This is a genomic window from Pseudomonas sp. B6(2017), from assembly GCF_002112765.1.
GTDB lineage: Bacteria > Pseudomonadota > Gammaproteobacteria > Pseudomonadales > Pseudomonadaceae > Aquipseudomonas > Aquipseudomonas piscis.
Genome location: NZ_NEIQ01000005.1, coordinates 147661 through 173345, shown reverse-complemented (window position 1 = coordinate 173345; position 25685 = coordinate 147661). Strand labels below are relative to the sequence as shown.

Below are 25685 nucleotides of genomic sequence, written 5' to 3'. Positions count from 1 at the left end.
ATGCCTGGCCCCCCACGGTCATGGTTTTCAGGCCTTGGCGCGGTCCAGCAGGTATTGGGTCAGCAGGGGCACCGGGCGACCGGTGGCGCCTTTGTCCTTGCCGCCGCTGGTCCAGGCGGTACCGGCGATGTCCAGGTGGGCCCAGTTCATGTTCTTGGTGAAGCGCGACAGGAAGCAGGCCGCGGTGATGGTGCCGGCCTTCGGACCGCCGATGTTGGCGATGTCGGCGAACGGGCTGTCCAGTTGCTCCTGGTACTCGTCGAACAGCGGCAGTTGCCAGGCACGGTCGTCGGCTTGCTGGCCGGCGCTGAGCAACTGGCCGATCAGTTCGTCGTTGTTGCCCAGCAGGCCCGAGGTGTGGGCGCCCAGGGCCACCACGCAAGCACCGGTCAGGGTGGCGATGTCGATCACCGCCTGGGGCTTGAAGCGTTCGGCGTAGGTCAGGGCATCGCACAGCACCAGGCGGCCTTCGGCGTCGGTGTTGAGGATCTCCACGGTCTGGCCGCTCATGGTAGTGACGATGTCGCCAGGACGCGAGGCGCCGCCGCTAGGCATGTTCTCGGCGCAGGCCAGGATGCACACCAGGTTGATCGGCAGCTTGAGTTCGAGCACTGCACGCAGGGTGCCGAAGACGCTGGCGGCGCCGCCCATGTCGTACTTCATCTCGTCCATGCCGGCACCCGGCTTGAGGCTGATGCCGCCGGTATCGAAAGTGATGCCCTTGCCCACCAGGGCGAACGGCTTGTCGGACTTCTTGCCGCCGTTGTACTGCATGACGATCAGCCGTGGCGGCTGCTCGCTGCCCTGGCCCACGGCATAGAACGAGCCCATGCCCAGTTCCTTGATCTTCTTCTCGTCAAGGACCTCGACCTTCAGCCCCTTGAACTCCTTGCCCAGGGCCTTGGCTTGTTCGCCGAGGAAGCTTGGGTGGCAGATGTTCGGCGGCAGGTTGCCCAGGTCGCGGGTGAATGCCATGCCACTGGCGATGGCCTGGGCGTGGGTCGCAGCGCGTTCCACTTCAGCCTGGGCGGCCTTGATGGTCAGCAGGGTGATCTTCTTCAGTGGACGGGCTTCGGCCTTCTGGCTCTTGTAGCGATCGAAGACGTAGCCGCCGTCCAGCAGGGTCTCGGCCAGCAGGCGGGTCTTGCCGTAGCTGTCGCGGCCCTTGACCGCCACCTCGTCCAGGGCCAGCACCGCATCGGCGCCGCCCAGGCCCTTGAGGGTGCCCAGCACGCCGCTGACGATCTTGCGGAACGGACGGTCGCCCAGTTCGTCATCCTTGCCGATGCCCACCAGCAGCAGGCGCTCGGCCTTGAGCTTGGCCACGCCGTGCAGCAGCAGGCTCTGGCCGATCTTGCCGGCCAGGTCGCCGCGCTTGAGTACGGCGCTGATGGCGCCGCCGCTGAGTTCGTCGAGTTGCTTGGCGACGTTGCCGAGTTTGCGGCCTTCGCCGACGGCGACCACCAGGGTGGCGGTCTTCAACGTTTCCGGGCTAACGCTTTTTACAACCAGTTCCATGTCCGGGTCCCTGAATGAATGGTCAAAGCGCGCGGGAAAGACTCCAGCGCGGGGCTTAGCTATTTAGCTATATAGAAGAAGGCGTCGCGTGCTGCCGACGACAAAGCCGCCAGTTTGAACCTCGGCGCTTGCGGCTGACAACCCTCGTTTGGCCCAAGTTCGCCGCTTTGCCGCGTCGGGTGAGCATCCGCCGTGACAGGCGCATGCATTCACAGGATAATGCGCCATCCTTTTTCGGCGGCCCTGCATCCTGGGGCCGGCTCGATCGTTTGCTTGTTCGGCCGCCTTAGCCTGACAACCCTGGAGTGTCTGGTTTGATCGTCTTTCGTTATCTTTCCCGCGAAGTCCTGCTGACCCTCAGTGCCGTGAGCGCGGTGCTGCTGGTCATCATCATGAGCGGGCGCTTCGTCAAGTTCCTCGCACAGGCTGCCTCGGGCGCCCTGGATCCGGGCTCGCTGTTCCTGATCATGGGCTTTCGCCTGCCGGGTTTCCTGCAACTGATCCTGCCCCTGGGATTGTTCCTGGGCATTCTCCTGGCCTATGGCCGGCTCTATCTCGAAAGCGAGATGACCGTGCTCTCGGCTACCGGCATGAGCCAGCAGCGCCTGCTGGGCCTGACCATGATCCCGGCGGCCCTGGTGGCCTTGCTGGTGGCCTGGTTGAGCCTGAGCCTGGCTCCGCAGGGGGCCAACCAGTTCCAGTTGCTGCTGAACAAGCAGGATGCCCTGACCGAGTTCGACACCCTGGTGGCCGGGCGTTTCCAGGCCCTCAACGACGGTAGCCGGGTGACCTATACCGAGCAGTTGTCGGACGACCGCACCCAGTTGGGCGGCGTGTTCATTTCCGAGAAGCGCCTGAACCAGGAAAAGAAGGACCAGGGCATTTCCGTGCTGGTGGCCGAGAAGGGGCACCAGGACATCCGGCCCGACGGCAACCGCTACCTGATCCTGGAGAACGGCTATCGCTATGACGGCAACCCGGGCGAGGCCAACTACCGGGTGATCAAGTACGACACCTATGGCGTACTGCTGCAGCGCCCGGATATCAGCGAGGAGGTCACTGATCGTGACGCCATGCCGACTTCCGAGTTGATCGGCAAGGACGACCTGCGGGCCCGCGCCGAGCTGCAGTGGCGCCTGTCCCTGCCGCTGCTGGTGTTCATCGTGACCCTGATGGCGGTGCCGCTGTCCCGGGTCAACCCGCGCCAGGGCCGCTTCCTCAAGCTGATCCCGGCGATCCTCTTGTACATGGCGTACCTGACCATCCTGATTTCCGTGCGCGGCGCCCTGGAGAAAGGCAAGATCTCGCCGGCCCTGGGCTTGTGGTGGGTTCATGTACTGTTCCTGGTGATCGGCCTGGGACTGATGTATTGGGAACCGTTGCGTTTGAAAATGGCGAGTCGTCGCAGCATGAAGGAGATGGCTCGTGGTTAAGCTCGATCGCTACATCGGTAGCAGTGTGTTCATGGCGATTCTCGCGGTCCTGGGGATCATCCTCGGGCTGGCCTCGCTGTTCGCCTTCATCGATGAGACGGGCAGCATCAGCGATACCTACACCGTGATGGACGTGATGAGCTACGTGGTGCTCACCGCCCCGCGCCGGGTCTATGAAATGCTGCCGATGGCCGCGCTGATCGGCTGCCTGATCGGTCTCGGCGCCCTGGCCAGCAACAGTGAGCTGACCATCATGCGTGCCGCGGGCGTATCCGTCGGTCGGATCGTCTGGGCGGTGATGAAGCCGATGCTGCTACTGATGCTGGCTGGCCTGCTGGTGGGCGAGTACGTGGCGCCTGCCACCGAAACCCAGGCCCAGGCCGCTCGTGCCCTGGCCCAGGGTTCCGGGGATGCCCAGAGCTCCAAGCATGGCCTGTGGCACCGCCAGGGCGACGAGTTCATCCATATCAACGCTGTGCAACCCAACGGCCTGTTGTATGGGGTGACTCGCTATCATTTCGACGATCAGCGCCACATGCTGTCCTCGAGCTTCGCTCGCCAGGCCCGTTTCCACGAGAACTACTGGCAGCTGACCGAGGTCACCACCACCTATTTCCGTGAGGGGCATACCGAGGTCATCAATGTTCCCGAGGAGCGCTGGGATGTGGCCTTGAGCCCGCAGCTGCTGAGTACCGTGGTGATGGCGCCGGAATCCCTGTCCATCAGCGGCCTGTGGGGCTACATCCACTACCTGGCTGACCAGGGGCTGAACAATGGTCGCTACTGGCTGGCGTTCTGGGTCAAGATCCTGCAGCCGCTGGTGACTGCGGCCCTGGTGCTGATGGCGATTTCCTTCATCTTCGGTCCGCTGCGCTCGGTGACCCTGGGGCAGCGCGTGTTCACCGGCGTGCTGGTGGGCTTCGTGTTCCGCATCGCCCAGGACCTGCTGGGGCCTTCGAGCCTGGTGTTCGGGTTCTCGCCGCTGTTCGCGGTGCTGGTTCCGGCCGGGATCTGCGCGGTCGCCGGGTTCTGGATGCTGCGCCGGGCCGGTTGACGCGGCTTTTTGCCTCGTTTTGGTGCGACGCCCCGGCCTGCAAGCCGGGGCGTTTTTGCATTTGCCGGACGCTGACCGGTGAGCGTGACGCTTGTGTCGAGTATCAGGTACAATTCCCGGCTATTTTTCGGCGGGCCCTGCCTGCAGCCTTTTTGAGTGTTCATCCGTGAGTGATTTGAGTCATATCCGCAATTTCTCCATCATCGCCCACATTGACCATGGCAAGTCGACCCTGGCCGATCGCTTCATCCAGATGTGCGGCGGCCTGGCCGATCGCGAAATGGAAGCCCAGGTCCTGGACTCCATGGACCTCGAGCGTGAGCGCGGGATCACCATCAAGGCCCACAGCGTCACCCTCTACTACAAGGCACGCGATGGCGTGACCTACCAGCTGAACTTCATCGACACCCCGGGCCACGTGGACTTCACCTATGAAGTCAGCCGTTCCCTGGCGGCCTGCGAAGGCGCGCTGCTGGTGGTGGATGCCGGCCAGGGCGTCGAGGCCCAGTCGGTCGCCAACTGCTACACCGCCATCGAGCAGGGCCTGGAGGTCATGCCGGTACTGAACAAGATCGATCTGCCCCAGGCCGAGCCGGAGCGGGTCAAGGAAGAAATCGAGAAGATCATCGGCATCGATGCCGCCGACGCCGTGACCTGCAGCGCCAAGACCGGCCTGGGCGTGGATGAAGTGCTCGAGCGCCTGGTGACCACCATCCCGGCACCGACCGGCAATATCGAAGACCCGCTGCAAGCGCTGATCATCGACTCCTGGTTCGACAACTACCTGGGCGTCGTGTCCCTGGTGCGCGTGCGCCATGGCCGGGTGAAGAAGGGCGACAAGATCCTGGTCAAGTCCACCGGCAAGATCCACCTGGTGGACAGCGTCGGTGTCTTCAACCCGAAACACACCGCTACCGCGGACCTCAAGGCCGGTGAAGTGGGTTTCATCATCGCCGGCATCAAGGACATCCATGGTGCGCCGGTGGGCGATACCCTGACCCTGAGCTCCACGCCCGACGTGGAAGTGCTGCCAGGCTTCAAGCGTATCCAGCCGCAGGTCTATGCCGGCCTGTTCCCGGTCAGCTCCGACGATTTCGAGGACTTCCGCGAAGCCCTGCAGAAGCTCACCCTGAACGACTCCTCGCTGCAGTACACCCCGGAAAGCTCCGACGCCCTGGGCTTCGGCTTCCGTTGCGGGTTCCTCGGCATGCTGCACATGGAGATCATCCAGGAGCGCCTGGAGCGCGAATACGACCTGGACCTGATCACCACCGCGCCGACGGTAATCTTCGAGCTGCTGCTCAAGACCGGTGAAACCATCTACGTCGATAACCCGTCCAAGCTTCCGGACCTGTCCTCCATCGAGGACATGCGCGAGCCGATCGTGCGGGCCAATATCCTTGTGCCCCAGGAACACCTGGGCAACGTCATAACCCTGTGCATCGAAAAGCGCGGCGTACAGCGCGACATGCTGTTCCTCGGTTCGCAGGTCCAGGTGACCTACGACCTGCCGATGAACGAGGTGGTACTGGACTTCTTCGACCGCTTGAAATCCACCAGCCGTGGCTACGCCTCGCTGGATTACCACTTCGACCGCTACCAGTCGGCTAATCTGGTGAAGCTGGACGTGCTGATCAACGGTGACCGGGTCGATGCCCTGGCCCTGATCGTGCACCGCGACAATGCCCACTACAAAGGGCGTGCGTTGACCGAGAAGATGAAAGAACTGATTCCTCGGCAGATGTTCGACGTGGCAATCCAGGCCGCCATCGGCGGTCAGATCATCGCGCGGACAACCGTCAAGGCCCTCAGAAAGAACGTACTGGCCAAATGCTACGGCGGTGACGTAAGCCGTAAGCGCAAGCTGTTGGAAAAGCAGAAGGCCGGTAAGAAACGCATGAAGCAAGTGGGTAACGTGGAGATTCCACAGGATGCCTTCCTTGCTGTGCTCAGGTTGGATAGTTAGGTCCTATGTCACTAAATTTCCCGCTGTTGCTGGTCATCGCTGTCTTCGTATGCGGTTTCCTGGCGTTGCTCGACCTGGTGTTCCTGGCTCCGCGTCGCCGCGCTGCCATCGCCAACTATCAGGGCAGCGTCAGCCAGCCGGATGGCCTGGTGGTCGAGAAGCTGAACAAGGAACCGCTGCTGGTTGAATACGGCAAGTCGTTCTTCCCGGTGCTGTTCATCGTCCTGGTGCTGCGTTCGTTCCTGGTGGAACCGTTCCAGATTCCATCGGGCTCGATGAAGCCGACCCTGGATGTGGGCGACTTCATCCTGGTGAACAAGTTCTCCTACGGCATTCGCCTGCCGGTGATCGACAAGAAGGTCATCGAGGTCGGTGACCCGCAGCGCGGCGATGTGATGGTGTTCCGCTACCCGAGCGATCCGAACGTCAACTACATCAAGCGTGTGGTCGGCCTGCCGGGCGACGAGGTGCGCTACACCAGCGACAAGCACCTGTTCGTCAACGGCCAGCCGGTGGCGGAGCAACTGGTAGGGGCCGAGCCAGGAACCCTGGGCAGCGCGGAACTGTACAAGGAAAAACTCGGCGCCGCCGAGCACCTGATCCGCAAGGAAATGAGTCGTTATCGGGCTACCCCGGACGGTCGTTGGGTAGTTCCCGCCGGGCACTACTTCATGATGGGCGACAACCGCGACAACTCCAACGACAGTCGCTACTGGGATGACCCGAGCATTCCCAAGGACCTGCTGGGCATGGTTCCCGACAAGAATATCGTCGGCAAGGCCTTTGCAGTCTGGATGAGCTGGCCCGAACCGAAACTCAGCCACCTGCCGAATTTCTCGCGGGTTGGCCTGATCAAGTAATCACCCACGGCGCTGTTGAATACAGCGCCGAATGCTTTTCTGGCTCTTGTATAAAACCACCCGTCCCCCGGGTGGTGCGTGGCCAGGGGCATGCAATCAACGATATTCAGGATGTGGATTTGAACACAGCGTTAATTGCCACCCGCACCTCGTGCGCGGCCCATAGGATGGCGAGTTTCGGTGACGAAACCAGTGTGGGTAGATCGTGAGCGTTTCTTTGAGTCGTCTCGAGCGCCAGCTCGGTTATTCCTTCAAGGACCAGGAGCTGATGCTCCTGGCCCTCACTCACCGCAGCTTTGCCGGACGCAACAACGAGCGCCTGGAGTTCCTGGGTGATGCGATCCTCAACTTCGTGGCTGGCGAGGCGCTGTTCGAGCGTTTTCCCCAGGCTCGTGAAGGCCAGCTGTCGCGCCTGCGCGCACGCCTGGTCAAGGGCGAGACCCTGGCGGTACTGGCCCGCGGCTTCGACCTGGGTGAGTACCTGCGCTTGGGCTCCGGCGAACTGAAGAGCGGTGGTTTCCGTCGCGAGTCGATCCTCGCCGACGCCCTGGAAGCCCTGATCGGCGCGATCTACCTGGACGCCGGCATGGAGACCGCCCGTGACCGCGTGCTGTCCTGGCTGGCCTCGGAATTCGACAGCCTGACCCTGGTGGACACCAACAAGGATCCCAAGACAAGGCTGCAGGAGTTCCTCCAGTCCCGGGCCTGTGAACTGCCACGCTACGAAGTGGTGGATATCCAGGGCGAACCCCATTGCCGGACCTTCTTCGTGGAATGCGAAGTCACCCTCTTGAATGAAAAAAGCCGGGGCCAGGGCGTGAGCCGTCGCATTGCCGAACAGGTAGCGGCCGCCGCAGCACTGATTGCCCTGGGCGTGGAGAATGGCCATGACTGATTCAACTGCAACACGCTGTGGCTATGTCGCCATCGTCGGCCGCCCCAACGTGGGCAAGTCGACGCTGCTCAACCACATCCTCGGCCAGAAGCTGGCGATCACCTCGCGCAAGCCGCAGACCACCCGCCACAACATGCTCGGGATCAAGACCGAGGGCGACGTGCAGGCGATCTACGTCGACACCCCCGGCATGCACAAGAGCAACGAGAAGGCGCTGAACCGCTACATGAACAAGACTGCCTCGGCAGCCTTGAAAGACGTGGACGTGGTGATCTTCGTGGTCGACCGCACCAAGTGGACCGACGAGGACCAACTGGTCCTGGAACGCGTCCAGTTCGTGCAGGGCCCGGTGATCCTGGCGATCAACAAGACCGACCGCATCGAGGACAAGGCCGAGCTGATGCCGCACCTGACCTGGTTGCAGGAGCAGTTGCCCAATGCCGAGATCGTCCCGGTATCGGCCCAGCAGGGGCATAACCTGGATGCCCTGGAAGGCTTGATCGCCAAGCACTTGCCGGAGAACGAGCACTTCTTCCCGGAAGACCAGATCACCGATCGCAGCAGCCGTTTCCTTGCCGCCGAACTGGTACGCGAGAAGATCATGCGCCAGTTGGGCGCCGAGCTGCCGTACCAGATCACCGTGGAAATCGAAGAGTTCAAGCAGCAGGGCAAGACCCTGCACATCCATGCCCTGATCCTCGTCGAGCGTGACGGCCAGAAGAAAATCATCATTGGCGACAAGGGTGAGCGGATCAAGCGCATCGGCATGGAAGCGCGCAAGGACATGGAGCTGCTGTTCGACTCCAAGGTCATGCTCAACCTCTGGGTCAAGGTCAAGGGCGGCTGGTCCGACGACGAGCGCGCCCTGCGCTCGCTGGGCTACGGCGACCTTTAAAGCCTCGTGCCGACGAGTCGGCTCCGGGCAGGAGTCGACTCGCCAACGAACAGTTTCGATACTCCTTTCGGACCCGGTTCCCTCTCTATTTCCTGAGACTCCTCGCAACCATGTCCAGCAACGCCCCTGTCGGCCAACTCGCCTATGTCCTGCATAGCCGTGCCTATCGCGAGAGCAGCGCCCTGGTGGACTTCCTCACACCCCAGGGGCGCCTGCGGGCGGTGTTGCGCAATGCTCGGGGCAAGGCCGGTACGCTCGCGCGCCCCTTCGTGCCCCTGGAAGTTGAGTTTCGTGGTAGGGGCGAGCTGAAGAATGTCGGGCGCATGGAAAGCGCCGGCGTCGCTGCCTGGCTCAATGGCGAGGCGCTGTTCAGCGGGCTTTACCTGAACGAGCTGCTGATCCGCCTGTTGCCGGCGGAAGATCCCCATCCGGCGGTGTTCGATCACTACGCCGCGACCTTGCTGGCCCTGGCCGCCGGCCGTCCCCTGGAGCCTTTGCTGCGAGCCTTCGAATGGCGCTTGCTGGACGATCTGGGTTACGGCTTCGCCCTTGATCAGGATATCCATGGCGCTTCCATCGCCGCCGACGGCCTGTATCGCCTGCAAGTGGATGCCGGCCTGGAGCAGGTGTTCCTGCTGCAGCCGGGCTTGTTCAACGGCGCCGAGCTCCTGGCCATGGCCGAAGCCGACTGGAGCGCGCCCGGCGCCTTGTCGGCGGCCAAGCGCTTGATGCGCCAGGCCCTGGCTGTTCACCTGGGTGGCCGGCCACTGGTCAGTCGCGAGCTGTTTCGCAAGCCTTGAGTCCGCCGCGCTTGCCGGGTCGATGCCAAGGTGCATCGGTAAATGGCAACCAACCCCGTTCTGCCCGTATGCTGTGCGCCGAATCTTCATTTATTCAGGAGCGCTTTCGTGACCACCAGCAATCGCATTCTTCTTGGCGTGAACATCGACCACGTTGCCACCCTGCGCCAGGCCCGGGGCACGCGTTATCCCGACCCGGTCAAGGCTGCGCTGGATGCGGAAGAGGCGGGCGCCGACGGCATTACCGTGCACCTGCGTGAAGATCGCCGGCATATCCAGGAGCGCGATGTGCTGCTGCTCAAGGACGTGCTGCAGACCCGCATGAACTTCGAAATGGGCGTCACCGAGGAAATGATGGCCTTCGCCGAGCGCATCCGTCCGGCGCATATCTGCCTGGTCCCGGAAACCCGCCAGGAGCTGACCACCGAGGGCGGCCTGGATGTCGCGGGGCAAGAGGAGCGGATCAAGGCTGCAGTGCAGCGCCTGTCGAAAATCGGCTCCGAGGTCTCGCTGTTCATCGACGCCGACGAGCGCCAGATCGAGGCCGCCAAGCGGGTCGGCGCGCCGGCCATCGAACTGCACACCGGGCGCTACGCCGATGCCCAGACCCCGGCCGAAGTGGCGCAAGAGCTGCAACGCATCGTCGACGGCGTGGCGGTGGGCCTGGCCCAGGGCCTGATCGTCAATGCCGGCCATGGCCTGCATTACCACAACGTCGAGGCCGTGGCGGCAATCAAGGGGATCAACGAGCTGAACATCGGCCATGCCCTGGTGGCCCATGCGCTGTTCGTCGGTTTCAAGGGGGCTGTCGCGGAAATGAAGGCGCTGATCCTGGCGGCGGCCAAGGGCTGACCAGGCGCTGCGGCAGGCTGCGGCAAGGTCTCAAGACCTGGCGTGATCAAGCGATCGCCGCAGCCTGGCTTCTCCGCTCCGAGGCTGGCGGCTTCAGAGCGGCGGGTTTTCCTCGGCCGGCTTGGCCTTGTTGACGCCCGGGACGTGCAGGTTGCCTTCGGCGACCTGGTCGCCCTCCAGCTGCGGCTGGGTCACCCAGGTGAGGATGTCGTAGTAGCGACGGATGTTGGCCACAAAATGCACCGGCTCGCCGCCCCGGGCATAGCCATAGCGGGTCTTGCTGTACCACTGCTTCTGCGACAGGCGCGGCAGCATCTTCTTCACGTCCAGCCACTTGTTCGGATTCAGGCCTTCGCGCTTGGCCAGGGTGCGCGCGTCATCCAGGTGGCCGGTGCCGACGTTGTAGGCGGCAAGGGCGAACCAGGTGCGGTCCGGCTCCTCGATCTTGTCGTCCAGCTGATCCCTGATGTAGGCCAGGTACTTGGCCCCGCCGCTGATGCTTTGCTTGGGGTCCAGGCGGTTGGAGACGCCCATGGCCTGGGCGGTGTTCTGGGTCAGCATCATCAGGCCGCGCACGCCGGTCTTGGAGGTCACCTCGGCCTGCCACATGGATTCCTGGTAGCCGACGGCGGCCAGCAGGCGCCAGTCGAGCTTTTGCTGCTTGGCCGAGGCCTTGAAGTGCTTCTCGTACTTGGGCAGGCGTTGCTGCAAGTGCTGGGCGAAGGTGTAGGCGCCCACATAACCGAGCACGTCCACATGGCCGTAGTAGCGGTCCTTGAGGCGTTGCAGGGTGCCGTTCTTCTCCACTTTGTCGAGGAAGGCGTTGATCTCGTTGAGCAGGCTGTTGTCGTCGCCGGCGGCCACTGCCCAGCTCTGGCTGCGGGCGTCGCCGAGGTCGAAGGCTACCCGCACGTTGGGGAAATACACCTGGTTCATCGCCAGTTCGTTGGAATCCACCAGGGTCAGGTCGATCTGCCCCTCGTCGACCATGCGCAGCAGGTCCACCACTTCCACGGCGTCCGATTCTTCGTAGGCGATAGCGGGATACTTGAGCTTGAGTTCGGCCAGTTGTTCGGCATGGCTGCTGCCCTTGAGCACCATGATGTGCTTGCCTACCAGGTCCTGGGCGGTGGTGGGGCGGGATTGGCCGTTGCGATAGATGATCTGCGGGGTGACCTCCAGGTACGGGTGGGAGAAGCGCACCTGCTGCTTGCGCTGCTCGCTGCCCACCAGGCCGGCGGCGGCCAGCACCGGGCCCTTGGGTTGGCCCAGCTGACCGAACAGGTCGTCGAGGTTGTCGGCGGTCTCGATCTTCAGCTCGACCCCCAGATCGTCGGCGAAGCGTTTCACCAGCTCGTATTCGAAGCCGGTTTCACCATTGCGATCCTGGAAGTAGGTGGCGGGACTGTTCCGGGTGATCACCCGCAGCACGCCATCCTCCTTTACACGCTCCAGGGTGCTGGGTTTTTCAACGCAGGCACCGAGCATCAGGAAGAGTCCGGTAACGATGAGCCACTTGGCGCAGCGCGGACGTAAAGCCATAGGGGAAAACATTGGCGCAGTATACGCAAAGCACAACGGCCGCCATATCTCGACAGCGAAGGGCTTGTCTGCTAGCGATTGGCGGCCTGGGCTGGAGGCCACGGGATTGGGCCTTCGGCGGCCAATGTGACGATTCAAATAACCCTTGGCGATAACCTCGATAAGCCTTTGTTATAGGGCGCCATGACCGGGCCGACGCCCGGAGGCGTGGGTGGATAGCGTTTCGAGTGCCGATGCTGGCGGTTTACGTTAGAATGCACGGCCTCAAAGCACACCCCTTCCCGAGGCTGTCCCGAAGATGTTGATCCTGCGCGGCGCTCCTGCCCTTTCTGCCTTTCGCCACAGCAAACTCCTTGAGCAACTGAGCCAGAAAGTACCGGCTGTCAGTGGCCTGTATGCTGAATTCGCTCACTTCGCCGAAGTCACCGGCGTCCTGACCGGCGACGAACAGCAGGTGCTTGCGCGCCTTCTGAAGTACGGCCCAAGCGTTCCGGTACAAGAGCCGAGCGGCCGACTGTTCCTGGTCCTGCCGCGGTTCGGCACCATCTCGCCCTGGTCGAGCAAGGCCAGCGACATCGCCCGCAACTGCGGCCTGGCGAAAGTCCAGCGCCTGGAACGGGGTATTGCCTGCTATGTGGCCGGCGAGTTCAGCGAGGCCGATGCCCAGCTGATCGGCGATGCGTTGCACGACCGCATGACCCAGGTGGTGATGGCCAACCTGGAGCAGGCAGGCGGCCTGTTCAGCCACGCCGAACCCAAGCCGTTGACCGCAGTGGACATCCTCGGCGGTGGTCGCGCCGCCCTGGAAAAGGCCAACAGCGAGCTGGGCCTGGCCCTGGCCGAAGATGAAATCGACTACCTGATGACGGCCTTCCAGGGCCTGGCACGCAACCCCCACGACATCGAACTGATGATGTTCGCCCAGGCCAACTCCGAGCACTGCCGCCACAAGATCTTCAACGCCAGTTGGGACATCGACGGCCAGGCCCAGGAAAAAAGCCTGTTCGGCATGATCAAGAACACCTACCAGATGCACAACGAAGGTGTGCTCTCGGCCTACAAGGACAACGCCGCGGTAATCGTCGGTTCCGTCGCCGGGCGCTTCTTCCCGAATCCCGAGACCCGCCAGTACGGCGCGGTGCAGGAGCCGGTGCATATCCTGATGAAGGTCGAGACCCACAACCACCCGACCGCCATCGCCCCGTTCCCTGGTGCTTCCACCGGTTCGGGCGGCGAGATCCGCGACGAGGGTGCCACCGGTCGTGGCGCCAAGCCCAAGGCCGGCCTCACCGGTTTCACCGTTTCCAACCTGCAGATCCCCGGCTTCGAACAGCCTTGGGAAGTGCCGTACGGCAAGCCCGAGCGCATCGTCGACGCCCTGGACATCATGATCGAAGGCCCGCTGGGTGGCGCAGCGTTCAACAACGAATTCGGCCGTCCGGCCCTGACCGGCTACTTCCGGACCTTCGAACAGTCCATCACCACCCCCCGTGGTGAAGAAGTGCGTGGCTACCACAAGCCGATCATGCTGGCTGGCGGCATGGGCAACATTCGCGACGAACACGTGCAGAAGGGCGAGATCACCGTCGGCTCCAAGCTGATCGTCCTCGGCGGCCCGGCGATGCTCATCGGCCTGGGCGGCGGCGCCGCTTCCTCCATGGCTACCGGCACCAGCTCGGCGGACCTGGATTTTGCCTCGGTACAGCGCGAGAACCCGGAAATGGAACGCCGTTGCCAGGAGGTCATCGACCGTTGCTGGCAGCTGGGGGACAAGAACCCCATCAGCTTCATCCACGACGTCGGCGCGGGCGGCCTGTCCAACGCCTTCCCCGAGCTGGTCAACGACGGCGGCCGCGGCGGTCGCTTCGAGCTGCGCAACATTCCCAACGACGAGCCGGGCATGGCCCCGCACGAGATCTGGTCCAACGAATCCCAGGAACGTTATGTCCTGGCGGTGGGCGCCGAGGACTTCGAGCGCTTCAAGGCCATCTGCGAGCGCGAGCGCTGCCCGTTCGCGGTGGTCGGCGAAGCCACCGCCGAGCCGCAGCTTACGGTCACGGATAGTCACTTCGGCAACAGCCCGGTGGATATGCCCCTGGAAGTGCTGCTGGGCAAGGCCCCGCGCATGCACCGTTCAGCGGTTCGCGAAGCCGAGCTGGGCGATGATTTCGATCCGAGCACCCTGGACGTCGCCGAGAGCATCGGGCGTGTCCTGCACCACCCGGCCGTGGCCAGCAAGAGCTTCCTGATCACCATCGGCGACCGCACCATCACCGGCCTCGTGGCCCGCGACCAGATGGTCGGCCCGTGGCAGGTGCCGGTAGCCGACGTGGCGGTCACCGCCACCAGCTTCGATGTCTACACCGGCGAAGCCATGGCCATGGGCGAGCGTACTCCGCTGGCCCTGCTGGATGCCCCGGCGTCCGGGCGCATGGCCATCGGCGAGACCCTGACCAACCTCGCGGCCTCGCGCATCGGCAAGATCAGCGACATCAAGCTCTCCGCCAACTGGATGTCCGCTGCCGGCCACCCGGGCGAAGACGCGCGCCTGTACGACACCGTCAAGGCTGTCGGCATGGAGCTGTGCCCGGAGCTGGGCATCACCATCCCGGTGGGCAAGGACTCCATGTCCATGGCCACCCGCTGGAGCGAAGAGGGCGTGGACAAGAGCGTCACCGCGCCGCTGTCGCTGATCGTCACCGGCTTCGCCCCGGTCACCGACATCCGCCAGACCCTGACCCCGCAACTGCGCATGGACAAGGGCACCACCGACCTGGTCCTGATCGACCTGGGCCGTGGCCAGAACCGCATGGGCGCCTCGATCCTCGCCCAGACCCACGGCAAGATCGGCAAGCAGGCTCCGGACGTCGATGACGCCGAAGACCTGAAGGCCTTCTTCGCGGTGATCCAGGGCCTCAATGCCGACGGCCACCTGCTGGCCTACCACGACCGTTCCGACGGCGGCCTGCTGACCAGCGCAGTGGAAATGGCCTTCGCCGGCCACTGCGGCCTGAACCTGAACCTGGATGCCCTGGCTGCCAGCGCGGCCGATATCCCGGCCATCCTGTTCAACGAGGAACTGGGTGCTTTGATCCAGGTTCGCCAGGACGCCACTCCGAGCGTGCTCGCACAGTTCAGCGCCGCGGGCCTGGGCGACTGCGTGGCGGTGATCGGCCAGCCGGTCAACAACGGCCACATCAACATCACCTTCAATGGCCAGAACGTGTTCGCCGGCGAGCGTCGCCTGCTGCAGCGCCAGTGGGCCGAGACCAGCTACCAGATCCAGCGCCTGCGCGACAACGCCGACTGCGCCGAGCAGGAGTTCGACGTGGTCCTGGAGGAAGACAACCCGGGCCTGAGCGTCAAGCTGAGCTTCGACGTCAACCAGGACATCGCCGCGCCTTACATCAAGAAGGGCGTACGGCCCCAGGTGGCAGTGCTGCGCGAGCAGGGCGTCAACGGCCAGGTGGAAATGGCCGCGGCGTTCGACCGTGCCGGCTTCAACGCCATCGACGTGCACATGAGCGATATCCTCGCCGGTCGCGTCGACCTCAACGAGTTCAAGGGCATGGTCGCCTGCGGCGGCTTCTCCTACGGTGACGTACTGGGCGCCGGCGAAGGCTGGGCCAAGTCGGCACTGTTCAACAGCCGCGCCCGCGATGCGTTCCAGGGCTTCTTCGAGCGCAACGACACCTTCACCCTTGGTGTGTGCAACGGGTGCCAGATGATGTCCAACCTGCACGAGCTGGTCCCGGGCAGTGAGTTCTGGCCGCACTTCGTGCGCAACCGTTCCGAGCAATTCGAAGGCCGCGTGGCCATGGTCCAGGTGCAGGAGTCGAACTCGATCTTCCTGCAGGGCATGGCTGGTTCGCGGATGCCGATCGCCATCGCCCACGGCGAAGGCCATGCCGAGTTCGAAAGCGAAGAAGCGCTGCTGGAAGCCGACCTGTCCGGTTGCGTGGCCCTGCGCTTCGTTGACAACCACGGCAAGGTCACCGAGCGCTACCCGGCCAACCCCAACGGTTCGCCACGCGGGATCACCGGCCTCACCAGCCGCGACGGTCGCGTCACCATCATGATGCCGCATCCTGAGCGGGTGTTCCGTGCCGTGCAGAACTCCTGGCGTCCTGATGACTGGAACGAAGATGCGGGCTGGATGCGCATGTTCCTCAACGCTCGCGTCTGGGTGAACTGAGCCGATGTACAAGCTCAGCTTCTTCGTGCCTCCCAGCCATGTGGAGCAGGTCAAGAGCGCCGTGTTCGCCGCAGGTGGCGGACGCATCGGCACCTACGACCAGTGCGCTTGGCAGGTGCTCGGCCAGGGCCAGTTCCGCCCCTTGGACGGCAGCCAGCCGTTCCTCGGGCAGACCGGCCTGGTGGAGCGGGTGGAGGAGTGGAAGGTCGAGCTGGTGGTGGCCGATGAACTGATCCGCGGCGTGGTGATGGCACTCAAGCAGAGCCATCCCTACGAGACCCCGGCCTACGAGGTCTGGCGCCTGGAAGCGTTCTGAGGTTATCCACAAGTAGAAAGCCCGCTGGACCGGAAACGGCCAGCGGGCTTTTTTATGGGCGCGCGGTTTCGCTCCTCAGGCGCTGGCACTGACCTCGCGCTGCATCAGCACCTGGAGGGCGGCTTGCAGGCCGGCGGCCTTCTCGCCGATCAGCACATGCCAGACGTCGCCTTCCAGGCGCCTTGTGCCCTGGCAGCCCAGGTTGCGTAGCGCCGCTTCCGACAAGCCACGGCTGTCGCCCAGTTGCACCCGCAGCCGGGTCAGGGCTACGCAGTCCAGTTGCAGCAGGTTGTCGCGACCGCCCAGGGCGGTGAGCCATTGCTGGGCTTCCTGGGTGGGAACCGCGATCGATACCGGGGCCGGCGTCTGCGGCAGCGGTTCGGGAGTGCTGCGCGAGGCCGGCAGGGCCTGGCGGATTTCATCGGCGATGCTATCGGCGGTCGGGCCGACCACCACTTGCAGGCTGCAGCCCTTGCCGGGGCGTACCACGGCCATGGCGCCCAGGGCCTTGAGGTCGGCGTCGCGGGCCAGGTCGCGGTCGGCCAGTTCCAGGCGCAGGCGGGTGGTGCAGGCGCCCACGGTGATCAGGTTCGCGGCGCCGCCCAGGGCCTCGATGTAGGCCGTGGCGCGCTGGTCGCTGGCCAGCTCGCTCTTGTTGGCGGTGGGGATGTCCTCGCGACCCGGGGTCTTGAGGTTGAAGCGGCGAATGCAGAAATCGAACACCAGGTAGTAGATCACCGCATACAGCAAGCCCACCGGCAACACCTTCCAGCCATTGGTGGAGCGACCCCAGCCCAGGGCCATGTCGATGGCGCCGCCGGAGAAGGTGAAGCCCAAGTGGATATCCAGCAGGTTGGTCAGGGCCATGGACATCCCGGTGAGCAGCGCATGCACCAGGTACAGCAACGGCGCCAGGAACATGAAGGCGAACTCGATGGGTTCGGTGACCCCGGTGAGGAACGAGGTCAGGGCCATGGACAGGAAGATCCCGCCCATCACCTTGCGCCGCTCCGGCAGGGCATTGCGGTACATGGCCAGGCAGGCGGCGGGCAGGCCGAACAGCATCATCGGGAACATCCCGGTCATGAACTGGCCGCCGTTGGGGTCGCCGGCAAAATAGCGGGTCAGGTCGCCGGTGACCACGGCGCCGGTGTTCGGGTCGGTAAAGCTGCCGAAGATGAACCAGGCCATGTTGTTGAGGATGTGGTGCAGGCCAGTGACGATCAGCAGGCGGTTGAACACGCCGAAGACGAAGGCGCCGAAGCTGCCGCTTTCCAGCAGCAGTTGGCCGAAGCTGTTGATGCCATGCTGGATCGGCGGCCAGATCAGGCCGAACACCACGCCCAGGCCCACGGCGGTGAAGCCGGTGACGATGGGCACGAAGCGCCGGCCACCGAAGAACGCCAGGTATTCCGGCAGCTTGATGTCCTTGAAGCGGTTGTACAGCGCACCGGCCGTCAGCCCGCTGATGATCCCGGCGAGCATGCCCATGTTGATGCTGGCGTCCAGCACCTTGAGGGTCGAGATCATCACCAGGTAACCGATCGCTCCGGCCAGGCCGGCGGTACCGTTGTTGTCCTTGGCGAAACCCACGGCGATACCGATGGCGAAGATCAGCGCCAGGTTGCCGAAGATCGACTGCCCGGCATCGTGGATGATGGCGATGTCCAGCAGGTCGGTGTCGCCCAGGCGCAGCAGCAGGCCGGCGATGGGCAGGATGGCGATGGGCAGCATCAGCGCCCGGCCGAGGCGCTGCAGGCCCTCGATGAAATACTGGTACATGGCGTCTCTCCTGGATTCTTGTGCTTATAGAGGCCAATGCTCGGCGCAGGCCTGGCGGACAGCGGCGGCGCCGGGCAGGTCGAGCAGGGTCTGGCTCAGATGACGGCATTGGCCGGCATCGAGCTGGCGGACCCGGTCCTTGAGTTCCCCGACCTGGGGCGGGCTGACCGACAGTTCGCTGACGCCCAGGCCGATCAGCACCGGCGTGGCCAGCGGATCGGAGGCCAGGGCGCCGCATACCCCGACCCAGCGTCCATGGCGCCTGGCGCCAGCGCAGGTCTGGGCGATCAGCCGCAGCAGCGCCGGGTGCAAGGCGTCGACCCGGGCGGCCAGCCCGGCATGGTCGCGGTCCATGGCCAGGGTGTACTGGGACAGGTCATTGGTGCCGATGGACAGGAAGTCGGCATGCTCGGCCAGTTGCTCGGCCATCAAGGCCGCCGCCGGGACTTCGATCATCACCCCCAGTTCTGGACGCTGGGCGATCCCCAGTTCGCTGGCCAGGGCATCCAGGCGCTGGCGGATATGCAGCAACTCGGCCACCTCGGTGATCATCGGCAGCATGATCCGGCAACGCTCCAGCGGCGCCACCTGGAGCAGGGCGCGCAGTTGCTGGTCCAGCAGTTCGGGGCGGGCCTGGGCCAGGCGGATGCCGCGCAGGCCCAGCACCGGGTTGGCCTCGGCCGGCAGTGGCAGGTAGTCCAGTTGCTTGTCGCCGCCGACATCGATGGTGCGGATGATCACCGGTTTGTCGCCCATGGCATCCAGCACGTCCTGATAGGCCTGGCGCTGTTCCGCCTGGTCCGGTGCGTGCTGGCGGTCGACGAACAGGAACTCGGTGCGCAGCAGGCCGATGCCGTCGGCACCACCCAGGTGGGCGTCCCGGGCCTCGTCGCTGGAGGCGACGTTGGCCGCCACTTCGATCACCAGGCCGTCACGGGTCAGGGCCGGCTCCGTGGCCTGTTGTTGCTGCAAGGCGCGGCGCTGCAAGCGAGCCCGATGGGCCTCTTGTACCTGCTGCAGGCGTTGTGGATCGGGCGCCAGTTCCAGGCGTCCGCCGTCGGCATCCAGCACCACCTGGCGACCACTGTCCAGGTGCAGGACTTCCTGGCCCAGGGCCACCAGGCACGGCAAGCCCTTGCCCCGGGCCAGGATCGCCACGTGGGAAGTCGCGCCGCCGGCGGCCATGCACAGGCCGGCCACGCCCTGGGCGCTCAGTTGCAGCAGGTCCGAGGGGGTCAGCTCATCGGCGGCGACCAGCGCCCCGGGCGGCAGGTCGTAGTGCCAGGTTGTACCCAGCAAGGCCCGCAGCACCCGTTGTTGCAGGTCGCGCAGGTCGTTGGCGCGCTCAGCCAGCAAGGAGTTGTCCAGGCCTTGCAGCACCTGGCACTGCTCGGCGATCGCCGCGCTCCAGGCGTGGGTGGCGGCCCGGCCCTGGGCGATGGCGGCGTGCGCGGCGTCCAGCAGGGTCGGGTCTTCCAGCAGGGCCAGGTGGGCGTTGAAAATATCCTGTTCTTCCTGGTTGTGGCGCCGGCGGGCCTGGTCCAGGGTCTGGTGGATGTCGGCGCGGACCTGCTCCAGGGCTTTCTCCAAGGCTTGGCGCTGTTCATGGGGCTGGTGCTGGCCAAGGTCCTCCGGCAATTGCATGGCCTCAAGTCGCAGCAGTGGGCCGGCGATCAGCCCTGGTGCGGCACAGACCCCATGCAATACGCCGTCTTCGGCGGGGCGCCGGATGCTGGGCGCGACCACGGCGGGCGCCGGGTGGGCGTCGCTCTCCAGCGCCGTGCCCAGGGTCTTGAGCAGCGCTTGCAAGGCGGCCTGGCAATCGGCGCCCTGGCAACTGACCAGCACTTCATCCTGTTCGCCGATACCCAGGCCCATCAGGGCCACCAGGCTGGTGCAGGGGGCGCTCTTGTCCTTGAAACTCAGCTGCGATTGGCTGGCGAAGCCGGCGGCGCATTGGCGGACCAGGGCCGCGGGGCGCGCATGCAGGCCGCCGCGATGGGCAACCCGGACCCGGGCGCTGGCCTGTTCCGCCGAACCCGGGGCGCTAGATGAGGATGCCGGAGCCTGGCTGCGTCGAGTGATATGCAACAGCGGTTCGCCGATCTTCACGGCGCCCAGGCTCAGCGGACGCTGCTCGAAGCCCTCGCTGTTGGTCAGGATCAGCAGGCTGATCAGGCTCCGGCAATGCTGCGCGACATAGTCCAGGTCGAAGCGCAGCAGAGGCTGGCCGGCGCTGACGCGCTGGCCTTCCTGGACCAGCAGCTCGAAACCTTTACCCTTCAGCTCGACGGTATCCAGGCCCAGGTGCAGCAGTACTTCGGCGCCGTTGTCGGCGCGCAGGGTCACGGCGTGGCCGGTGCGTGCGACCTGGATCACCTGGCCGGCGCAGGGGGCGTGCAGGGTATCGTTGAGCGGATCGATGGCGATCCCGTCGCCCATGGCGCCGGTGGCGAACACCGGATCGGGAACGTTGCGTAGCGGCAAGACGGGCCCGCTTAGCGGGGCACCGAGCGTCAGGTCGTTATTGTTGTTGTGCATGGCGCAGTACTCATCGATCAAGGGGGGCTTAGTGAGTGCGGGTCACTTTGCTCAGGTGCCGTGGCTGGTCGGGGTCCATGCGGCGGGCCTCGGCCAGGCCGGCGGCCATGACATAGAAGCTCTGGATCGCCAGGACCGGGTCCAGCGCCGGGTGTTCGGCCAGGCACAGGGGCAGGTCCCGTTCCTGGATATCGTCCGGGGCGGCCAGCAGTACCTTGGCGCCACGCTGGCGCATGTCGGCGGCCAGGCTCAGCAGGCCGCCCTGTTCCGCGCCCCGTGGAGCGAATACCAGCAGGGGGTAGTCGTGCTCGATCAGGGCCATCGGGCCATGGCGCACCTCGGCGCTGCTGAAGGCTTCGGCCTGGATCGCCGAGGTTTCCTTGAGCTTGAGCGCCGCTTCCTGGGCGATGGCGAAGCCCGCGCCACGGCCGATCACCATCAAGCGCTGGCAATTGCGCAGGGCTTCGATGGCCGGGCTCCAATCCTCGGTGGCGGCTTGCTCGAGCCCCTCGGACAGGGCATGGCCGGCATCGAGCAGGTGCGCGTCTTCGTTCCAGTGGCCGATCAGCCGCGCGCTGGCGCTGAGGGTAGCGATGAAGCTCTTGGTGGCGGCCACGCTCTGTTCGGGCCCGGCGTACAGCGGCAGGGAAAACTCGCTGGCCGCTTCCAGCGGACTGTTCGGGGCGTTGACCAGGCCGACAGTGAGGGCGCCGCGCTTGCGCAGCAGGCGCACGCTGTTCACCAGGTCCGGGCTCTGGCCCGACTGCGAGAAGGCGAAGACCGCCTGGCCGCTGACCTTTAGTGGCGCTTGCTGCATGGTGACCACCGACATCGGCAGGGAGGCCACTGGAATGCCTACATGCTGCATGGTCAGGTAGGCGAAGTAGCTGGCGGCATGGTCGGAACTGCCCCGGGCCACGGTCATCGCCACTTGCGGCGGTTGGCGTCGCAGGCGACCGGCCACCTCCACCAGCGACGGCTCCAGGTGCTGCAGCTGGTTGCTCACGGCGGTGTGCGAGGACAGCGCCTCTTCAAGCATCTTGGAAGTCAAGCTCTTCTCCTTCGACCATGACGGCGGTCAGTTTGAGTGCGCGGTCCAGGCGCACGCTGTCGGCCCAGCTGCCAGGTTGCAGGCGGCCGCGCTCGGGTAGGCCGAGGTAGTCGGCGGGAAACTGCGACAGGCGCTGCGAGGCTTCGGCCAGGGGCAGGCCGATCTTCACCAGGTTGCGCAGGGCCTGGTCCATGGTCAGGGTGCTGCCGGCCAGGGTGCCGTCCGGCAGGCGCACGCCGCCCAGGCACTTGGTCACCGTGTGGCTGCCCAGCTTGTACTCGCCGTCGGGCATGCCAGCGGCGGCGGTGGAGTCGGTGACGCAGTACAGGCACGGGATCGAGCGCAGGGCCACGCGCATCGCCCCGGGGTGCACATGCAAGAGGTCGGGAATCAGCTCGGCGTACTGGGCATGGGCCAGGGCCGCGCCGACGATGCCCGGTTCACGGTGATGCAGCGGGCTCATGGCGTTGTACAGGTGGGTGAAGCTGGTGGCGCCGGCGGCCATGGCGGCCACGCCTTCTTCATAGCTGCCCAGGGTGTGGCCGATCTGCATGCGGATCCCGCGCTCGCTCAAGACCCGGATCAGTTCGTTGTGGCCGGCGATCTCCGGGGCGATGGTGATCACCCGGATCGGCGCCAGCTCCAGGTACTGCTCGATTTCCGCCAGCAGCGCGGTATGGGCGAAGTTGGGCTGGGCGCCGAGCTTGCCGGGATTGATGTAGGGGCCTTCCAGGTGCACGCCCAGGACCCGGGCGGAGCCGGCGGGGCGCTGCCGGGCGTAATGGCCCAGTTGCCCCAGTACCTGGCGGATTTCCGTGCTGGGCGCGGTCATGGTGGTGGCCAGTAGCGAGGTGGTGCCGAAGCGCAGGTGGGTGCGGGCGATGGTCTCGAAGGCCTCGCTGCCCTGCATGATGTCCTTGCCGCCGCCACCGTGTACATGCAGGTCGATGAAGCCGGGCAGCAGGTAGGGCAGGTCGTTGTCGGCCGGGTCGCAGGGGCTGCCATCGATGGCGGTCACCTTGCCTTGGTTATGGACCAGGTGGCCGCGGATCCAGCCCTGGGGCGTGAGTATGTTGGCTTCGGACATGGGCGTTTCTTGGCCTCCTGAAATCGGGCTCAGCGTCGCAATTCAGCGACGAAGTCGTAGTAGTCGTTGCGGCAGTAGGTGTCGGTGACTTCGATCGGCGTGTTGTCTTCCAGATAGCCGACCCGGGTCATCAGCAGCATGGCGGTACCGGGGGCGATGCCCACCAGGGCGGCGAACTCGTCCGAGGCGTTGATCGCCTGGATGTGTTGCAGCGCCCGCACCACGGGTCGGCCGATACCGTCGAGGTACTCGTACAGCGAGTCGCCCACCGCTTCGGGGCGGGCGATGATGCGTGCCGGCAGGGTGCTCATCTCGATCGCCATCACCACATCGTCGGCTTTGCGCAGGCGCTTGAGGCGCGCCACCTTGTCGTTGGGCGACAGGCCGAGGCGGATCAGTTCTTCGTGGGTCGGCGGGGTGAGGGTGCGTTCCAGCCATTGGGAACCGGGCACGAAGCCCTTGAGGCGCAGCATCTCGCTGAAGCCGGAGAGCCGCGACAGCGGTTGTTCCAGGCGCGGCGTGATGAAGGTCCCGGAGCCTTGGTTGCGGCGGATCAGGCCCTGCTCGAAAAGCACTTCCAGGGCCTTGCGCGCGGTCACCCGGGAAATGCCCAGCAGCTCGCTGAGGTTGCGCTCCGAGGGCAGGGCCTGCTCGGCTTTCCACTGGCCGGCATGGATCGCCGCTTCCAGGTTGCGGGCCAGTTGCAGGTATAGCGGGGTGGGCTGGGTGTCGTCCGGGCGCAGGTTCAGGAGGTGGTTCATGGTCGGTTTCCGATGCGGTTATAGGTTGTTGTCGCCCGGTAGTGCCGAAAAACTAATACCACTTAAATACCATGTCAACGCCACTGGTCCGCAGTAGGCGCGCCAGCATGGGCACTATCGGGGTGCTGGCGAGGATAAAGGATTGAAGTGGTATTAGGCAGGTCTGGCAGCGAGGGCCAGAAGCCAGGCCGCGACCCGCTGTGGGTCGCGAAGTGGTATGGGCAGGCGGGTTTTGCGGGGCGGAGAAAATATTTTTTGCAGGAGAGGGGATTAAGGGCGGATCTCGATCATGGTGCCGTCCTTGACCAGGCCCCAGACCTCACGCATGTCGACGTTGCGCATGGCGATGCAGCCGTCGGTCCAGTCCAGGGTATGGAAATACTGCTCGGGGAATTCCTCGGTGTCCGGGGTGCCGTGGATCATGATCATGCCGCCGGGAGGCACGCCCTCGCGCCGGGAGCGGGCCGAGTCGCTGATATTCGGATAGGAGATGTGCATGGCCAGGTAGTAGCGGTCGCTGGTCTTGCGCCAGTCTAGCCAGTACAGGCCCTCGGGCGTGCGCTTGTCGCCTTCCATGAGCTTGGGCCCCTTGGGTTTCTTGCCCAGGGAAATGCGGTAGGTCTTGAGGGGCTTGCCGTCGTTGATCAACTGCAGTTGATGGGCGGACTTGAGCACCAGGACCTTTTCCACGACCTTGCCGCCCAGGGTTTCTACCGTGGAGGCATGGGATGCGGCGACGAACGAACAGCACAAGAGGGCAAGCAACCAGCGCATTGACACGATATCCCCAGTCGCGCACGGGGTCCCGTGCACGATCATTGTTTAACTGATGGCAGGCTGAGCGAGTGGCGGTATGGACTCGGTGCGTACTTGGAAAGCACCTGCCCGCCGGTCAGCGAAGAAGCATTCTAAGGTACGGCCGACGGTGCGGAAAGCCAGCTCGGACCAAGGGATATCGGCTTCGCTGAACAACCGCACTTCCAGGCTCTCGGGGCCGGGGCCGAAATCCGGGTCGGCCAGCTCTGCGCGAAAGAACACATGCACCTGGCTGATGTGTGGGACGTCGATCAGTGTATAGAAGCTGAGGTCGCGCACCCGGGCGCAGGCTTCCTCGAAGGTTTCGCGGATCGCCCCCTGTTCCACTGTCTCGCCGTTCTCCATGAAGCCCGCCGGCAAGGTCCAGTAGCCCAGGCGTGGCTCGATGGCCCGGCGGCATAACAGGACCTTGCCTTCCCAGGTGGCCAGGCAACCGGCGACGATGTTCGGATTCTGGTAGTGGATGGTCTGGCAGTGATCGCAGACAAAGCGCAGGCGCGAGTCGCCTTCGGGAATGCGCTGGGTCACCGGGTTGCCGCACTGGCTGCAAAATTTCATGGGGGCTGTCCGGAAAAGGCTGCGGCTATCTTGGCGCGGGCGGCCCGTTGTCGGCAAGTTATCCTTGAGCGACATGCCCGGGGAACGGGGGTTGGGCGGCTGCCGGGATTGGTGCATGATGCACGGTAGCCAACAGATCGAGATACCCCATGCTGGACGAGCTACTTCATCGGGTAAGCCACTACACGCCGCGTACATTGGAGGCCGACCGACGTTTTCCCGAGGCCGCGGTGCTGGTGCCCATCACCCGCAGCGACGAGCCGGAACTGGTGCTGACCCTGCGCGCCAGCGGGCTTTCCACCCATGGCGGCGAGGTGGCTTTTCCTGGCGGCCGGCGTGACCCGGAGGACCCGGACCTGGTGTTCACCGCCCTGCGCGAAGCAGAGGAAGAGATTGGCCTGCCGCCTGGGCTGGTGGAAGTCATTGGTCCCCTGAGCCCGTTGATCTCCAAGCATGGACTGAAGGTCACGCCCTACGTCGGGGTGATTCCCGACTTCGTCGAGTATCGCGCCAACGACGCCGAGATCGCCGCGGTGTTCAACGTCCCCCTGGAGTTCTTTCGCCAGGACCCCAGGGAGCATACCCACCGCATCGATTACCAGGGGCGCAGCTGGTACGTTCCGAGCTATCGTTTCGGCGAGTTCAAGATCTGGGGCCTGACGGCGATCATGATCGTCGAGCTGGTCAACCTGCTGTATGACGCCGGGATCAGCCTGCGCCACCCACCGAAGAATTCCGCCACCCTCTGAAGCCATCGCACGTA

20 protein-coding genes are annotated in these 25685 nt (G+C 64.8%); 11 read left to right on the top strand and 9 right to left on the bottom strand.

The window, feature by feature from the left end:
* Nucleotides 1–27: 27 nt before the first annotated feature.
* Nucleotides 28–1518, bottom strand: coding sequence for a leucyl aminopeptidase (locus CAG11_RS10255; protein WP_085596222.1), 1491 nt, complete (start codon nucleotides 1516–1518; stop codon nucleotides 28–30).
* Between the two features lie 314 nt (nucleotides 1519–1832).
* Here CAG11_RS10255 and lptF point away from each other — a divergent pair, with 314 nt between their 5' ends.
* From lptF to pdxJ, 8 genes are all read left to right on the top strand, one after another.
* On the top strand, nucleotides 1833–2951 hold the full coding sequence (gene lptF / locus CAG11_RS10250; RefSeq protein ID WP_085596221.1) for an LPS export ABC transporter permease LptF: 1119 nt from the start codon (nucleotides 1833–1835) through the stop codon (nucleotides 2949–2951).
* Nucleotides 2944–4005, top strand: a complete 1062-nt coding sequence (gene lptG, locus CAG11_RS10245; RefSeq protein WP_085596220.1) for an LPS export ABC transporter permease LptG — start codon at nucleotides 2944–2946, stop codon at nucleotides 4003–4005. The genes lptF and lptG overlap by 8 nt, the downstream gene beginning before the upstream one ends.
* 166 nt (nucleotides 4006–4171) lie before the next feature.
* Nucleotides 4172–5971 carry a translation elongation factor 4 gene (lepA, locus tag CAG11_RS10240; RefSeq protein ID WP_053134309.1) on the top strand — a complete coding sequence of 600 codons (1800 nt, stop codon included), beginning with the start codon at nucleotides 4172–4174 and terminating at the stop codon, nucleotides 5969–5971.
* Between the two features lie 5 nt (nucleotides 5972–5976).
* Nucleotides 5977–6831, top strand: coding sequence for a signal peptidase I (gene lepB, locus CAG11_RS10235; RefSeq protein WP_016967828.1), 855 nt, complete (start codon nucleotides 5977–5979; stop codon nucleotides 6829–6831).
* Nucleotides 6832–7036: 205 nt separating this feature from the next.
* A complete protein-coding gene (rnc, locus tag CAG11_RS10230; RefSeq protein WP_031320944.1) occupies nucleotides 7037–7726 on the top strand; it encodes a ribonuclease III in 690 nt (229 codons plus the stop codon).
* Complete coding sequence (era, locus tag CAG11_RS10225; RefSeq protein ID WP_022642471.1) at nucleotides 7719–8621, top strand: GTPase Era; 903 nt, start codon at nucleotides 7719–7721, stop codon at nucleotides 8619–8621. Before rnc ends, era begins: the two co-directional genes overlap by 8 nt.
* 110 nt (nucleotides 8622–8731) lie before the next feature.
* The gene (gene recO / locus CAG11_RS10220) at nucleotides 8732–9421 is read left to right on the top strand and encodes a DNA repair protein RecO (protein WP_085596219.1); all 690 of its coding nucleotides are present in this window, start codon (nucleotides 8732–8734) and stop codon (nucleotides 9419–9421) included.
* Between the two features lie 108 nt (nucleotides 9422–9529).
* Nucleotides 9530–10273 (top strand): pyridoxine 5'-phosphate synthase, encoded by a 744-nt coding sequence (gene pdxJ, locus CAG11_RS10215; RefSeq protein ID WP_085596218.1) that lies wholly within the window; start codon nucleotides 9530–9532, stop codon nucleotides 10271–10273.
* A gap of 93 nt (nucleotides 10274–10366) precedes the next feature.
* Here pdxJ and mltF read toward each other — a convergent pair whose 3' ends face one another.
* Nucleotides 10367–11827, bottom strand: a complete 1461-nt coding sequence (mltF, locus tag CAG11_RS10210; protein WP_053134316.1) for a membrane-bound lytic murein transglycosylase MltF — start codon at nucleotides 11825–11827, stop codon at nucleotides 10367–10369.
* A gap of 286 nt (nucleotides 11828–12113) precedes the next feature.
* On the opposite strand from mltF, the gene purL reads away from it, so the two are divergent.
* Both purL and CAG11_RS10200 read left to right on the top strand, forming a co-directional pair.
* Nucleotides 12114–16010: a phosphoribosylformylglycinamidine synthase gene (gene purL, locus CAG11_RS10205; protein WP_085596217.1), complete on the top strand. Its 3897-nt coding sequence runs from the start codon at nucleotides 12114–12116 to the stop codon at nucleotides 16008–16010.
* 4 nt (nucleotides 16011–16014) lie between these two features.
* On the top strand, nucleotides 16015–16326 hold the full coding sequence (locus CAG11_RS10200) for a YqfO family protein (RefSeq protein ID WP_085596216.1): 312 nt from the start codon (nucleotides 16015–16017) through the stop codon (nucleotides 16324–16326).
* Nucleotides 16327–16401: 75 nt separating this feature from the next.
* On the opposite strand, the gene nagE is transcribed toward CAG11_RS10200, so the two are convergent.
* From nagE to CAG11_RS10165, 7 genes are all read right to left on the bottom strand, one after another.
* Nucleotides 16402–18108, bottom strand: coding sequence for an N-acetylglucosamine-specific PTS transporter subunit IIBC (nagE, locus tag CAG11_RS10195; protein WP_022642477.1), 1707 nt, complete (start codon nucleotides 18106–18108; stop codon nucleotides 16402–16404).
* A 24-nt stretch (nucleotides 18109–18132) separates the two neighbouring features.
* Entirely contained in the window at nucleotides 18133–20649 is a 2517-nt protein-coding gene (gene ptsP / locus CAG11_RS10190; RefSeq protein WP_085596215.1) for a phosphoenolpyruvate--protein phosphotransferase, read from the bottom strand.
* Nucleotides 20650–20677: 28 nt separating this feature from the next.
* A complete protein-coding gene (locus tag CAG11_RS10185) occupies nucleotides 20678–21700 on the bottom strand; it encodes an SIS domain-containing protein (protein WP_143494536.1) in 1023 nt (340 codons plus the stop codon).
* Nucleotides 21681–22787: an N-acetylglucosamine-6-phosphate deacetylase gene (nagA, locus tag CAG11_RS10180; RefSeq protein WP_085596213.1), complete on the bottom strand. Its 1107-nt coding sequence runs from the start codon at nucleotides 22785–22787 to the stop codon at nucleotides 21681–21683. The genes CAG11_RS10185 and nagA overlap by 20 nt, the downstream gene beginning before the upstream one ends.
* A 29-nt stretch (nucleotides 22788–22816) precedes the next feature.
* Nucleotides 22817–23548 carry a GntR family transcriptional regulator gene (locus tag CAG11_RS10175; protein ID WP_022642483.1) on the bottom strand — a complete coding sequence of 244 codons (732 nt, stop codon included), beginning with the start codon at nucleotides 23546–23548 and terminating at the stop codon, nucleotides 22817–22819.
* Between the two features lie 270 nt (nucleotides 23549–23818).
* Entirely contained in the window at nucleotides 23819–24322 is a 504-nt protein-coding gene (locus CAG11_RS10170; RefSeq protein WP_022642484.1) for a murein L,D-transpeptidase family protein, read from the bottom strand.
* 48 nt (nucleotides 24323–24370) lie between these two features.
* Nucleotides 24371–24922 (bottom strand): NUDIX hydrolase, encoded by a 552-nt coding sequence (locus tag CAG11_RS10165; protein WP_022642485.1) that lies wholly within the window; start codon nucleotides 24920–24922, stop codon nucleotides 24371–24373.
* Between the two features lie 149 nt (nucleotides 24923–25071).
* Between CAG11_RS10165 and CAG11_RS10160 the strand changes: the two genes are divergently transcribed.
* A complete protein-coding gene (locus CAG11_RS10160; RefSeq protein ID WP_085596212.1) occupies nucleotides 25072–25671 on the top strand; it encodes a CoA pyrophosphatase in 600 nt (199 codons plus the stop codon).
* The last annotated feature ends 14 nt before the right edge of the window (nucleotides 25672–25685 follow it).